Source organism: Haloferax sp. ATB1 (genome assembly GCF_000730175.1).
Genome location: NZ_JPES01000088.1, coordinates 99477 through 114124 on the forward strand (window position 1 = coordinate 99477; position 14648 = coordinate 114124).

The 14648-nt window shown below is 57.4% G+C and carries 10 protein-coding genes and 1 pseudogene; 4 read left to right on the plus strand and 7 right to left on the minus strand.

Annotation, left to right across the window (positions count from 1 at the left end; genetic code table 11):
* Positions 1-120 precede the first annotated feature (120 nt).
* From ATB1_RS24420 to ATB1_RS14870, 4 genes are all read right to left on the minus strand, one after another.
* Positions 121-570, minus strand: coding sequence for a hypothetical protein (locus tag ATB1_RS24420; RefSeq protein WP_082256443.1), 450 nt, complete (start codon positions 568-570; stop codon positions 121-123).
* Positions 571-1098, minus strand: a complete 528-nt coding sequence (locus tag ATB1_RS14860; protein ID WP_042665098.1) for a winged helix-turn-helix domain-containing protein — start codon at positions 1096-1098, stop codon at positions 571-573.
* A 368-nt stretch (positions 1099-1466) separates the two neighbouring features.
* Complete coding sequence (locus tag ATB1_RS24615; RefSeq protein WP_082256444.1) at positions 1467-1667, minus strand: SWIM zinc finger family protein; 201 nt, start codon at positions 1665-1667, stop codon at positions 1467-1469.
* A 15-nt stretch (positions 1668-1682) separates the two neighbouring features.
* The gene (locus tag ATB1_RS14870) at positions 1683-3074 is read right to left on the minus strand and encodes an ATP-binding protein (protein ID WP_042665101.1); all 1392 of its coding nucleotides are present in this window, start codon (positions 3072-3074) and stop codon (positions 1683-1685) included.
* Positions 3075-4551: 1477 nt separating this feature from the next.
* Here ATB1_RS14870 and ATB1_RS14875 point away from each other — a divergent pair.
* Positions 4552-6966 carry a TraM recognition domain-containing protein gene (locus ATB1_RS14875; RefSeq protein ID WP_042665169.1) on the plus strand — a complete coding sequence of 805 codons (2415 nt, stop codon included), beginning with the start codon at positions 4552-4554 and terminating at the stop codon, positions 6964-6966.
* A gap of 51 nt (positions 6967-7017) precedes the next feature.
* On the opposite strand, the gene ATB1_RS14880 is transcribed toward ATB1_RS14875, so the two are convergent.
* Complete coding sequence (locus tag ATB1_RS14880) at positions 7018-8268, minus strand: bacteriophage-like protein (RefSeq protein ID WP_042665104.1); 1251 nt, start codon at positions 8266-8268, stop codon at positions 7018-7020.
* Positions 8269-8766: 498 nt separating this feature from the next.
* Here ATB1_RS14880 and ATB1_RS14885 point away from each other — a divergent pair, with 498 nt between their 5' ends.
* Positions 8767-10035 carry an RNA-guided endonuclease TnpB family protein gene (locus ATB1_RS14885; RefSeq protein ID WP_042665107.1) on the plus strand — a complete coding sequence of 423 codons (1269 nt, stop codon included), beginning with the start codon at positions 8767-8769 and terminating at the stop codon, positions 10033-10035.
* 148 nt (positions 10036-10183) lie between these two features.
* Here ATB1_RS14885 and ATB1_RS14890 read toward each other — a convergent pair whose 3' ends face one another.
* Complete coding sequence (locus tag ATB1_RS14890) at positions 10184-10372, minus strand: hypothetical protein (protein WP_042665110.1); 189 nt, start codon at positions 10370-10372, stop codon at positions 10184-10186.
* 319 nt (positions 10373-10691) lie between these two features.
* Here ATB1_RS14890 and ATB1_RS14895 point away from each other — a divergent pair.
* Positions 10692-11093 (plus strand): annotated as a pseudogene (locus tag ATB1_RS14895) (hypothetical protein); the annotation flags it as partial.
* Positions 11094-11698: 605 nt separating this feature from the next.
* A complete protein-coding gene (locus ATB1_RS14900) occupies positions 11699-12400 on the plus strand; it encodes a heme-binding protein (RefSeq protein ID WP_042665113.1) in 702 nt (233 codons plus the stop codon).
* 93 nt (positions 12401-12493) lie between these two features.
* Here ATB1_RS14900 and ATB1_RS14905 read toward each other — a convergent pair whose 3' ends face one another.
* A complete protein-coding gene (locus ATB1_RS14905) occupies positions 12494-14332 on the minus strand; it encodes a choice-of-anchor I family protein (protein ID WP_241768283.1) in 1839 nt (612 codons plus the stop codon).
* Positions 14333-14648 lie beyond the last annotated feature (316 nt).

Sequence of the window (14648 nt, forward strand, 5' to 3'; positions counted from 1 at the left end):
GACATCCTCCTCGTCGGAAACCTCGCCGTTCACGGCGAGGAGGATGTCATTGGTTCGCGTTCTTGTAGGCAACACAAGACCGAAGCGTGGCCATGTCGTGGATGGTCGCGATACCTGCGTTCATTGAGTCGACCACAGAGTTTCAAGTCGCTGGTCAACTGCTGTGAGAACAGTTGAGTACACTTCGAGAGGATGGAGTGAAGACAGAGAAAGGCCAGTGACCTCCGCTGCATCTGGGGGCTGATGAAAATGTACCCGTGCGTTGTGAGTGTTTGGGTGTTGATCCCAGCGGCACTCCCATTGGGATCCGTCGTCATGCGCTTCGACATAGTGAATCGAGAAATCACCAGTCGTGAACCATCGGATATCAAGTCGTGCAGTCTCTATCGATTCGGGGTATCGGCCAGCATCAAGCAATGCGTGGAGGAGTCGTGGTTCGTAGGAGTCTGGGTCGAACTCTGTCTCGACCACGAACGAATCCGACGCGAGGTGTCGCTCAAGCAATCGCAGAGTCTGACGGTCGGGAGGCCCAGTTGAATTCGGTTCTGGGTCTTCAGGAGGTGTACCCATTTAGGCCGGGATGAGGTGCCCGTCGTTCTGGGAGAGCTGGCGTGCAAGCTCGTAGAGCCGAATATCCCGGATCACTCCCTGCCATTCATTGACCGCAGTCATGCGGTCGTGAATCGTTTCATGGGCTTCGTGGTCGAACACCGAGACCTCGTTGGGATCTGTGGTCTCGAATTGTGTCTCGTACTCCCGTCGTCGTTCTTCGAGCGCCTTCACGCGCTCAAGTATCTCTTCGACAGAGAGGTCATTTGCAATTCGACTGGCGTCTTGCCACTCCAGATACCCCTCATTCCGCTCATACTGAGCCGGTCGACTGTCTCTGTCTGCTCGGACAATGCCCATCTCAGCGAGTCGGTCAAGATGTTTTTTCGCAGCGTTAGGTGAGCAGTCCGCTAACTCTGCGATATCAGTGTACGCGGTAGGCGACGTAACACCCAGAACAACATCATAGACACGGCCAAACGTGTCTGTTCCCTCTTGCCATCTTCTCCGAGCAGAATCAGAGTCAGGTGAAGGGTCGAATTCAGTCATACGTTGGTGTAAGCGCTTTGTCTCAATATATCTTTGTGTTTTGCAGATATTTGAATGGTCATTGAAACGACTGGGAAGTGTCTATGACATCCTCCCCGCAGTAAACGGCGAGGCTTCCCACACATGGGGAATACCAGTCAGTCGTCGCCAGAGTCACAGATCACTCTAGTTGGCTCACGAGACGTGGTCTCGTGGACGCTAGCAGAGGGCCCCGACTCTTCGTAGGCCGTGAGGTCATTTGCGCTGGTACGCTCTTCTCACGGTGAGTCGTGGCGGTGTCACAACCGCTCCCACCCGGGAGTGACAAAATTTCTCGCTGGAACTAGAATGACAGAGAAACTACCGACCCCAATGTTAATTTTCGACGTTTATATTGAATTGCGAAGCCACCACGTCTCCTGCTCGCACGTTGCGAAGCGGCCAGTCGGCTTGGGCAGCACTCGCGTTCGGATTTCGAACAGGACACCACGGAGATGCTGACACTCGACACCACGTTTCCGGAGATCTGGACACGAACACGTCCCCGCTTCAACGTCAACGTCGTACGTCTTCCCGTTCGACAAGTCCACCTGATCAGCCGCAGGTTACTCGCTCACCACGATATCGTTGGGCGTGAACAGAGAGACATCCGAGCGCTCGTCAGCAACCGCTCGCAGGCCGTCGGAGAATCCTGAACGAGCGAAGCAACAGTAGTGAGACGTCAGAGTACCACCCTCAGGTGGCGTCCAGTCGACCTGCGCAGCGCTCCGCTCTAGGTCCGCAAGGTCGCCTTCGTTCATTTCTCGCTGCGTGTACTTGCACTCCCCAGCGACGAGTGTGCCGTCACTCGCAAGGCCGACAACGTCCAGTTCGTGATGCTTGTGCCACCAATAGCCAATCCCGTGGTAGGTCTTGGGAACTAACGACGGGAGCGCATTCTGACAGACGAGTTCGAACATTGAGCACATGTACTCCGAGAACGAAGGTGCGATCAACTCCTCAAAAGCATTGTCACCGAGCTGGGCGAGTTTCCCTTCTTGGCCGTACACATAACGGAACCAGAACCGAAACAGCGGTTCATTCAGTCGGTATCGGCTCTTTCGGGTCACGTTGGGATTTGCTGTCACCGGGATATCCCGTGTGACCAGTCGCAGTCGACGGAGCTTCGCGAGATACGATCCGAGTGCGTTCGAATCGATACCGGCGAAGTTAGCAATCTCATTCGCCTCGCGCTTTCCTGTCGCAATTGCGCGGAGGACTGTGTAATAGGTCTGTGGCTCTCGAATCCCAAACTCTGTCCGGAGAAGGAACTCTGGTTCGTTGTGGAGCACACCGTGTTCGGAGAGGACGTGTGTCTGGATGTTCTCCGCGAGCGATTTCGTTGGGGTGAGCGCCTGAATATAGTACGGCGTCCCACCGAAGACGCTCCACGTCTCAATCGTTGTCTCTGGGTCGTCCGTGGGGTACAGCTGTCGTGTGTCGGCCAACGCAAGTGGTGGTAGGTCGATAGTTCCGGTCCGGCGTCCGTACAGCGGGCTCCCGCCTCCAAGCACTTTCTCTTCCATCACGCTGATCGACGACCCGACGAGTACCAACGACGCCGCCGTCTGTTCGAGATGGAGGTCCCAGACCCGCTGTATCTTCGAGGGGACTGCATCGTCGGATTCGATCAAGTACGGAAACTCGTCGATAACAACGACTGCGTCCTGCCGCCCAAGCGTCTTGAGAATCGTCTCCCAGTCACGCTTGATATCGTCAACGACCGGGTACGTCTCGCGAGCGGTCTCGACGAAGCTTGCGAGCTGTACGTCCGGAGTCTCCTCGGTCGCCTGCCAGTACACCGCATCGTCTCGGTCACGAATTGCTTCACGGACGAGCGCGCTCTTTCCAAGCCGCCGGCGGCCATAGATGACGAGCAACTCCGCCGTATCACGGTCGAACCGGGATCGAAGAAACGAGAGTTCGTCGTCGCGGTTGACGAAGGAAGGCCGAGACATAGTCCGTATTTGGCTTGGTAGATCATAGTCGTTCTGATTATCTTAATCGTGATTTTACTAATCGTGATTTTACTAAAGGATACTAAGTTGAGGCCTTGTCTACGCGCTGTCCTCAAACCATCGGACGTCAAGTCGAACGTCACGAATCGACTCTGTGTTCTGTGTCAGTCAAAAGTCAAGTCCGACCCCAATTATCAAACAATAATGTAATTCTGTCTAGTTTTGTTTCTGAAACCACAGATGTAGAAGAGATTATGTCCACTGTGTGAGAGTGAAACTCGTTATTTCGTCTACAACCGACCGAGCCTTCATCCGCCTCTCGCCAACTGCGGATACGTTCACCCCTTCGACTGTCACCGCACAGTTCACTCGATTGTACTACCTCTTAGCGTCGACACAAACTCCATCCACTCTCGAATGGCTACTCGTCACTGATGGATCGAACCCAGACACGATCGAGTACGTTCTGAGCGTCGACACTGCACTCGCATCGACGATCGAAGCGTGGTGTCGAGAACTCGTTCCGAACTCGTTCGATATTTCGACTCCAACGACAGACCCACTCAATCGGCTCTCACCTGCTGACGCTGACGTCGACCCAGACGATGGGGCTCTCGAATCGTATTCACCACCACAATACCGAGCAGTCGAGTTCGTGGGCGTCACAGACCGACACGAAGACTGGCAAACCACGCTCACTCGATACGACGAGTTCACCGACAAACATAGCCGCCTTCCACTCGCAACGGTGGTGAGCACGCTTGCGGACGCGTCCGTGCCGATGGCCGTCCAGATACTCATCACACCGTATCCAGACTGGCGACACCACGCCATTGACAGAAAACAACGGCTCAAACACGGCCGGGATACGGTCTTCCAGCGATTCGTCGAGGACTGGCTTGTGTCGACAGACCCCGAGAACAACGTCTCTGACCCAGGGGTTCGCTCGCGCGTGGATGCACTCGACGAAAAAGACGCACAACACAGTTTTGCAGTCACCGCCCGGGCAGTCGCAACAACGACCGACCAACGTGCACAATTACCCGACTGTACCCCAGTCACCACGGCATTTTCTCACCTCAATGGCGACCACTACCGAATCGAAGGTCGCACACACCACGGCGAAGACGCAAAATCGATCTACGACTCACTACGCAATCGCGTCACGATCGACCCAGAACACTCGAAGCTCACTGCGAGACTTCCGTGGTCCGAAAATGCCAGTCGTGGACTCGTCATGGATGGGTGTGAACTTCCGGTGCTATGTCTCGTAGATGCAGCCAGCCTCCCGACAAAAGCTCACCGTGGACTCGCCCCCACACCAACAGACGAACACGGGCTTCCACGCCCACCGCGTGATCGGATCGAGCGGTATCGAACAGCGGGGTTCACACTCGGCCATGCACAGACGGCCGATGGCGATGCCGAAGCCGTCCCCATCTCACTGCCGCCAGCACTCCAACCACTCCATGTTGGTATGTTTGGCCGGACTGGATCAGGCAAGTCATCGAGTCTGGTTGCGGCGCTGCTCGCGAATCACGCAGCAACCGATGGCGCTGATATCCTCATAGACCCCAAAGGCGACGGGATGGCCGACGACTATCTCCGAGCACACTATGCGAAATACGGCTCTCTCGATGACGTCTACTACTTCGATTGCACAGAGACACTCCCCGCGCTGTCGTTTTTTGATATTCGCGACCAACTCGATGCAGGCATCGACCGGACAACTGCTGTCGAAGACGTCGTCGACCACTACATCGATATCCTGATCGGCATCATGGGTCGCGACCGATTCGAACAGGCGGTTCGGTCACCCGACATCATTCGCTACGTCCTCAAAGCGATGTTCGATCCGATTCATGGGTCGAACGCATTTAGCCATCGTGAGTTCCAGACGGCAGTCGCCAGATTACACGAAACGCGCGACCCGCCGCCGGTGGTAGATGAAGATCTCCAAGCGATGCTCGCCGGTGTCGCCGCCAATTCGAAGCGCTCGTTCGACGAGCTCATGCAAGGGGTTGCAAATCGTATCGAGAAAATCCCACTCGATGCACGCCTTGCACAGATATTCAATCATATCCCAGCCGACGATCGTGATGACCCGAAATTCGATCTTCGGAGGCTCATCGACGAAGATGCAGTCATCGTCATCGAGACGGGGGGTCTCAGACCGGCCTCACAACGCGTCATCACGCTTGTCATCCTCTCGGCACTGTGGACTGCCCTTCGACGCCGAACCCAACAAGGTGACGACGAAACAGACCACCCACTCGTGAATCTGTATCTCGAAGAAGCCGCGCAGTTATCGACGTCATCGCTCTTGTCAGACCTCCTTGCCCAGTCTCGTTCGTTCGGCCTCTCGATTACCTTGGCGATGCAGTTTCCGGCACAACTCAAAGAGACCAACCCAGAGGCCTATCGCGAAGTCCTCAATAACGTCTCAACGATTGTCACGGGGAACGTCGCAGTCGACCCGGAGTTCAGTCGGCGATTTGCAACAGCCGAACTTCCCGCAACGGAAGTCCAAACCCGACTCCGGGCGCTTCGTCGTGGCCAGTGGCTCGCAACGCTCCCTGCGGGATTCGGACAACCAGAGCCACACCCGTTCGTCCTCCAAAGTCCACCACTCCCGGCTGGCCACCCAGAAAGTGAGGCCCCGTTTTCGCCCGCTCGTGAGACAGCATACGCGACAGCACTGGAGTTGTGTACTACTCGATCTTCCCACACGTCTGGGATCGATGTCTCGAAGATTGGCAGTCGGGCCACCACAGAGCAAACACACACGTCACTGGGCCACCGTGAATCAACGCCGCTTGCTGATTCAGAAGCGTCGACACACCACGCGACTCCCGAGCCCTCACAGACACCATCCGGGCACTCACCACCAGAACCCTACCCAGATCGAAACGCACCAACACCCGATGCCCGTATCAACTCTGCGCTACCCTACACGTCGCGTCTCCCACCGATGGTTGTGTATGACTCAGAAGTGCACGTCGTCGTCTGTGAGGAGTGTTCGACTCGATACGACCCAACACTCACGGGCATCAAAAACGCCGTCGAGTGCTGTCACAGCCTCGATGACGTTGACCGCGATGACATCCCAATCTCACAACTCCCACTCAAACTCTCGGCAGTCGAACGCGGCAGTAGTGCCTTTACTGACGCACAACTACGGTTCCTCCAAGCGGTCTACTCTGCACATCAGCGTCGATTCGACCCCGAGTTCGAGTACAACCTCTTGTATGACAGTATGGTTCGTCTGCAAGAATACACTGGCATCAGATATCAAGAAGTAGAAGAACTCATCGATGGCGGATCTCTCTCGGTCGATTGTAAGTATCCACACAAGCTCTACACAGTCACACCAAAAGGTCGTCGTGCGATTGCAGTTCGCCATCGCGAAGGCATTGCCCACGGCCACGGCCGCGGCGATCTGAGTGAGTCGAGTCTCCACGTCGTCATGGTCGAACTTGGCCGGCGGTATCTCGAAGCACAGTTCGTTAACGACGATGACTCGGAAGCTGTCGAAGCTGTTGCATACTACGAACACGAAGGCTCGCGTCTCGATGCGGTCTGTCTCGATGAGCATGGCGACATCGTCGTCACCCTCGAAGCTGAGCGAGCGAATCACGATATTTTGACTGCAGTTCCAGACGACTATGACAAGATGGCTGCGTGCGATCCCGAAGCAGCGGTGTGGGTCGTGAAGAATCGAAGTGATGCACATGAGGTCCTCCGTGCACTCAACGAGCCAAACGAGGGCTACCCACGCGTCGAAAAGACCTACAGTTCGAATTCGCCGCCATCGTCGTTCAAGATTCACCAACCCGGATTCACCGAGATGCGCACGCTACAGGAGTTGCAGTCGGTACTATCCCAGTCGTGAAAATCGCCAGTCACCAGTTACAAACGAGAGAACCAACGAAACAGGGCTGGGCTACCGTCTGAACCACCCAAACAGCGACCACCCACGACCACTCTCGTCTGTCTCGCCTTCCGCAGCGACCGCCGCTTCGAGTTCACGTCGCCGTTCGCGTTCGGTTTCCAACTCCGCTTGCAATCGTTCGTTCTCTGCGAGTGTCGCTTCGAGATGACTCTGCAGGTCTTTGAGTCGTTCGAGAGTGCTGGTATCCCGAGCTGCGACTGTCTTTTCACTGTCGGTTGGTGTGGCCGATGTCGGCTTACGTGGTGGCTGGTAGTCCCCACGTCCAGTTCCATCTCGGGCGGGGTCTGTGGTCGACGTTGAACGGCCGGCTGTAGTCGACCACTGTGAGGGGTCATAAAACTCGGACGTGCCTGAAACCGCCCGCTCAATGGTCTTTTCTCCGTATGTTGACCCATCGGCGAAATGAACGTCATCCCATTTCTTGCGATACAGTCCAGAGTCTCGGAGAAGCCGGTCTATCTGTGCTGCGTCGCCACCTGTCCAAAACGCGAGGATCGAACACAGCGCCATGTCTGCTTCTGAGTGGCTGTCGTACGCGCTCGTGTCACCTTTCCACAGTCGGCTGAATTTCAGGCCGTTTGCTGCGTTCGATGCACGTTCGACCACATCTTCGTCGGTGAGGTCGTTTCCTGGCGTGTCGACAGCACTCGGTTCCTGAATCGTGCTGTCTGTGTTCGATGTGTGTTGGTCACGCTGGGTATGTTGTGTCTCGAAGTACGCACCGTGGATTTCGGTGAGTTCGTCCGTTCGGTCAGCAACTGTCGTGGGCGTCTCGTCGACGTGGTCACCAGTCACCGTAAAGAATCGTGAGTCTTCGTAGAGTTCGAGGTTCCCTGTTCGGTTGCCACCTGGCGGTAGTGATCCACGGACGATGACGTGATAGCCCGTTCCTGACGGACTAACCTCTGTATATGACGCAAGCTGGTCGATGATCTCTGTGGCCCATTCGTCTGTCTCGCCCGTTTTACGACTGCGGCATTTGTCGAGATCGACACCAACATACGGGTCGTCAGTACTGAACACGAAGCCGACACCATCTGCCGCGCCATCTGTTGCATACGCGAGCGCGTCGTCGAACGTCGTCCACGTCGCCGCATCGGTTGCAGAAGCGTAGCCGCCGTTCACCGAGACTGGAACCTTCGTTTCGGCCCCACCGCGTGTCTGTTTACGCCATCCCACCCAGTGGTCCCGTTCGAGGAGTTCGTCGGGGAGTGTGTCGCGTGCGGGTAGGGGTGGAGCCATCGGTACTCGATGGTCTCGTAGACACGTAGATAGCTATTTCGTGCTGCTACACCGGTGCGTCAATTTCTCCGGGTTCTGTGGAGATACGATGGGGGTTCGCTCAGTGTACACAAACCCACGGCTCTGTTGAAATCCTCCGCAATTGATAGTTTCCCACCTTCAACCGCTCAGTACAGGGGACTCACGGATCGCTCAATACAGGGAACTCAGGAATCGCTCAGTAAAGGATAGCCAGTTGACATCAAACCATTTAACCGAATCTCCGGGCATTGATTCTCTATGGATGTCCGCCGTGCCCTCCTCGGCAACCCTGACCTACGCCGCCGTCTTGCTGGCACCATCGTTATGGAAGTTACAAGGCTAAAACCCCGCCCTTCAGGGCGGGGATACAGCCGACAATTCCTCCACTAATCACGCTCGATGGTCCTGTTGGATATTCTACGTTCAGTCGTCACTTTTAATACCTGAATTTCCATAACTGGTTATGGACTCAGTCCGATGCTGGAGACAACCCGCACTTATCGAGCGAAAATCGTCAACCACCAACAGGTGAGCGACGACCTCGACCAGTGCGGGTTCTCCGCGTCGAAACTGTGGAATGTCGCCCGATACTACACGCAAGGCCGATGGGATGAAGACGGGGAAATCCCCGACGACGGCGAACTCAAATCCGAACTCAAGGAACACGAACGATACAGTGACCTACATTCTCAGTCAAGTCAGCGAGTTCTTGAAGAACTTGCTGAGTCGTTCACAAGTTGGTACAAAGCACGCCAACGAGGAGACGAGGACGCCAACCCACCCGGCTATCGCAAACACGGCGACGAACACCCGCGCTCCACCGTGACGTGGAAGCAAAAGGGCATCAGGCACGACACCAAGCACAATCAACTCCGTCTGAGCAAGGGGTTCAACCTGAAGACTCACCGTTCGGACTTCATCCTCTGCGAGTACGAAACACGCCCCGACGTGACCGTGGAGAACATCCAGCAAGTGCGGGCCGTGTGGAACGGCGACCACTGGGAACTCCACCTCGTCTGCAAAGTCGAAATCCCCGTAGAGGACGCACCCGGCGACAACACCGCTGGAATCGACCTCGGCATCAAGAACTACCTCGCTATCGCCTATGACGACGGTGATGCGGAGTTGTATCCGGGGAACGTCCTGAAGCAAGACAAGCACTACTTCACCCGCGACGAGTACGACACGGAAGGCGAAAACGGCCCGTCACGACGTGCTCTCCGTGCCCGACAGAAGTTGTCTCAGCGGAAAGACCACTTCCTGCACGCCCTCGCCAAACACATCGTTGAACGGTGCATCGACCATGAGGTAGGCCACATCGCCATCGGTGACTTGAGCGAGATTCGAGAAGACGAAAATGGTGAGTCTCGGAACTGGGGCAAGCGTGGAAACAAGAAACTCCACGGATGGGAGTTCGACCGCTTCACGACCTTGCTCGAATACAAGGCAGAGGAACACGGCATCCTCGTTGACCGAACGAGCGAACGAGACACGTCGAAGACGTGTTCGTGCTGTGGTCGGAAGCGTGATGCGAATCGCGTGGAGCGTGGCCTGTACGTCTGCGAGTCGTGCGGGACGACGATGAACGCAGACGTGAACGGTGCAGTGAATATTCGCAGAAAGATAACTCAGAATCCCCCAACTAGGGATATGAGTAACGGTCGTTTGGCACGGCCAGTAGCCTACCTGTTCAACCAAACCTCCGGGTCGTTCCACCCGAGGGAACAGGTAGGTTGCGAACCCTAATATCCCAACGCTCGGGAATCCTCGCCCTTCAGGGCGGGGAGGATGTCAATCTGGGTGTGCTCACCGCGCTGGCTCTCGGATATCTCTTGACGTACGAACTGGACCTGTGGTGACGCCCAACCACAACCCACCCGAGAACGTCGCCACCTCACCCGTTGGACTGCCGACGGAGTTCGTTAATTACTGTGGGAAGCACAATACCCACACCGAACAGCGCAACGAGTTCCACAAGTCCATTTCCCAGATACTCCTGTGCCAGATACCAGGCAGTGAGTCCGAAGAACATGAACACGAGCGTCGTCTTCGTCTCGGCGCTCAGGAGTCGGTCACGAGCCATACTGGGTGGTTTCGGGTAGCGCTCCGGGATAAAATCGATCCAAGGTCATTTCCGTGAGGGTTGCGACGCCTCAGGAATCCCGTCGTCCACATCGGAGTCCGCATCGACACTAGAACGCGCGTGATGTCTTTCGACAACGATAGACACAGAGTCGAGTGAACGACGGTACCGACTACCACAACCAGTATCGAAGTCTCGGTGTCCATCCGGAAGACCGTTCTCACAGCGGTGACGGGGCGTTTCACGGCCGTGAAACGGCGGTTCGTGGGGTCGAAAAACCCGTCTCGATTTAATAATCCCCGTCGACAACGGTGGATCCGTGTCCACGCCCCCGTCATGGATCGATGAACGAATCGATCGGAACCTCGACAACACGCTCACACAAGAGCACGTCGTTGAGACGATGATCGAGTCCGATCGACCGTTCTTCTCCCTCCGGCAACTGCACGCACGAATCAAACCCGAAGTGAGCAGGGCAACAGTTCGAAATCGGTTACAGGAGTTACAGGCAATCGACGTCGTGGCCACAGAGACGTATCCCGACTCGATCACCCTGTACTACATTAACCATCCAGCGTCGGACTGGCCCCTCTCGCCCGAGGGAAAACGCGCGCTAAACGCAGATACCCCGCTTGACCGGCTCTCCACACGAGGATTCCTCACGCTATCGGACACGGCAGGCATCCGCACGCTCGTACTCGCCGGGCTTCAGTTGAGTTTAGACGCTTCTCGTGGCCTTCAACCTGCGATATCCAACACCCACGACCCATCTGAAGCGAAGGCTTCGTGATGCAGTCGCTGCCGAAGATGCAGACGTTCCGCAAGAACAGATGAAGTCGTGGAGGGAGAGAGCAGACCGTATTGAACGTCCACACCGAGGATTCGGAGATGCCAGCGAATTCGTTCTGGCGATGTGAAGCAGTACCGAACCCCCACGACTTCATCTGTTTCAGCACGTTTCAAGCGCTCACACGCTTGGAATCGGCTCTTCAGTCTCGGTAGGACGCGACTACATCCACGGGAGAGGATAGCCATACGACGGTGGCACTCGCTCGAACGCATGCGAACCCGACTCAGTCAGTCACCTGGACTTGGCGTAGTAACAACTCGAAACTCCCGAAACGACGAATGCGGAGCGTCTCAGGACCGCGAGTGGAACGTCACGCTCGAACCAGTACTCCATCTGGTTCGACATTCGCGACACCACCCACCCCCACGACTTCATCTGTTATCGCCCTGCTCGACCGTGTTCACAGCCGAAGTCGACGCGAGCGGAACGCAGAGCCACACAAGATGGCTTTTGCAGTCGCGTCGCCTACACAGGACATGGATTGGAAGACGAAAACGAAGTTGGGTGCGGGCATCGTCGGCGTGGGACTGGCCACCGCAGCAGTCTGGACGGCCGTCGACCTCGTGAACAACCGCGGGACTGAACGAGTCCCCTACAAGACGGTTGAGCGAATCGATGGTGTCGAACTCCGGCGATACCCGGAGACGATTCGCGTCCGGACCACCGCGTCTAACGGCCGAGAGGCGTTTTTCCGCCTGTTCAACTACATCGACGGCGCGAACGAAGGCGGCACGTCCGTCTCGATGACCACGCCCGTCGAAACGGGCGCGGACACGAGAGCCACCGGAGACGCCGATGACGGGGCCAGCGTGACGGGCGAGTCGATCTCGATGACCGCCCCCGTCGAGACAACCCGAGAAGACGGTGCGACGATGTCGTTTTTCCTCCCTGCAACGTACACGCCGGAGACCGCTCCGGAACCAACGAACGATGACGTGAAGCTCGTCGTCGACCCGCCACGGACGCTGGCCGTCCTCCGCTTTTCGTGGTGGGCTCCGAGCGTCCGCGTCTCGCTGAAAGAACGCACCCTCCGGAAGACGCTGGCGCAAGCCGGCATCGAACCGACAAGTGAGCCCCGCCTCTTGCGCTACGACGCACCCTTCACGCCCCCGTGGCTCCGTACGAACGAGGTGGTCGTCGAGGTGGACACGACGAGTGTTCGGCGGGCGCTAAGGTGAGAACACGGAGACTGTCTGTACGTTGGTGTTTCGTGTGCGTATACGACCCCCCGGTGTTCAAGTCGGGGAGACTGTCATCGACCCGCCGTTACATTACGACCGCCGGCCGTTTCCACGACCGTTGGCGTTTCCGTTCTCGTGTCCGTTTCCAGGTTCGTTGACGTGTTCGTTCTTGTGTCCGTTCCCACGCGAGTCGGCGCTGCACGATCCCACAACGTCATCGCTCTCGTCGCTCGTCACGCGGAATATCGCCGTCGTCCCGCTGATCTCGTGGCCGACGAAGACGAGCGGGTCGTCAATCGGGCTCTCCTCGGCGGTCGCGAAGTCCAGTCCCTCGGGGCCGAGGTCGCCCGCAGCGCCAGCGGGGGCGTCACCGTTTTCGATGGCCGACTCGATGTCGACCGAGAAGTCCCGGTTGTTGACGTACTCGACGAACGTGGCACACTCGGGCTCGGTGATGTCGTAGACCATGATGCCGCCGACGCGTTCGAGTCCGATGAACGCGTAATACCGGTCGCCGACCTGCCCGATTGTGAGCCCTTCCGGCTCGGGGCCTTTGTTGTCGCTGCGGCCGTCAGGGTCGTGTTCGTTGTTGTCGTTGTTAAACTGGTCGCCGAATCGCTCTGCGGTGATGTCTTCGAAGTCGCTCCCGCTGTCGAACACCCGCTCGCCGTCCGTCGTGAAGATGCTGAACGACCGCCCGCCGAAGACGTACAGTTCCTCGTAGCGCCCGTCACCGTCGACGTCACCGAGCGTCGTCGTCACGCCTTTGGCCCCGAGATTCTCGGGCTGTTGGAGTTCCTCGACGCTGTCGATGCCTTCGATCTCGTCGAAGTCGAACGCTCCGGGGTCAAGTCGGAGGTCAGAGATTTCCGCCTCCTCGCTGAACGAGTCGTAATCGCGACTGTCGCCCTCGTTGGCCGTCACGAGGTAGGTCTTGCCATCGGGGCTGTACGCGCCGATTGCGTCCGGCTGGAGAATCCCGTTGATCGGCCAGTTCCGGACGTTGACCCCACCGTCCTCGTTGCTTGCATCGAGTTCGTTTCCGGCCAGACTGTAGTCCTTGAACCCCAACGGCAGGAGATTCTTGATTTTCGCCGTGTCGATGTCAATCTCCGCAATCGCGTTGTTCTCTTGCAGCGAAACCCACGCTGTTTTCGAGTCGTCGCTCACGGTCACATACTCCGGCTCGAAATCCTGCGACGCGCTCGCGTTCGGGCCGAAGATGCGGATGCCCTGCTTTCGGAGCTGCTTTTGTTTCCCGTCGAAGGCGGTGAAGTCGGCGGTGCTGACCGTGGGGGTATCCGCGCCGTCGGAGACGTTGACGATGCTGACGGAGCCGCGGGGGTCGTACGCGTAGTTGTCCGTCGGCTCACCCTCGTTCGCGACGAGCACTCGCGTTCCGTCCGGGGTGAATGTGACCTTGTCCGGAAGCGGGCCGACCGGTGCGGTCCCCAGGCGTTCGAGCGTCTCGGGGTCGTAGAGCCCGACTAACCCGGAGTCCTGGGCGACCTCTGCTTCGAGCGCCACGGCGACAACGTCGGCAGACGTCGCGACGCTGTTCGCGGAACTCACGCCGTCGAGTTCGCTCGCGGCGTCGAGTGCGCCGACCTTCTCTGGTGCAGTTGGGTCCGAGACGTCCAGGACGTCGACGCCACCGAGGTCGGCGTTGATCACGAACAGCCGCTGTGTGGGGGCGTGGTAGGCGATGATTTCGGCCCCACCTTCGTCGAAGAGCCCCGACTCGTACCGGCCGATCTGTTCGAGCGTTACGTTCTCGTCTCCCGAAACTCCACCCGCAGTCTCGGAGCCACTCACCGCTTGGCTGTCGCCCGCGACAGCCGTGCCTGCGAGGAGTCCAAGGACGGTTCCACCTGTGAGGCCCAAGACGGCTCGACGACCGAGACCGCTCGTCTGTTGTGATCGTTCCACAGTCGATAGCCCCCGTCGGCCACGTTAAGCACTTATAATAGCTGACCTGATTGCTACGTAGTGAACTGTTGACGATACTACGGAATCAAGGGACTCCCCGCCCGTTTGAGCCAGGATGAATCCGGCCGTTGCGTTCGTCACCTACTGTTCGAAAGGTGGTGCAGATAGCCCGTCTGTGATGCGCTGGGAACAACGCCTGATCGAGGACTCGTATCTGATAGCACACCTGCGACAGACTCCCGCGTCCAATTCCTGTGGAGAATCTAACACCGCTACTACCGAAAATTGGACATGCTTGACGACCAGTCATCCGCGA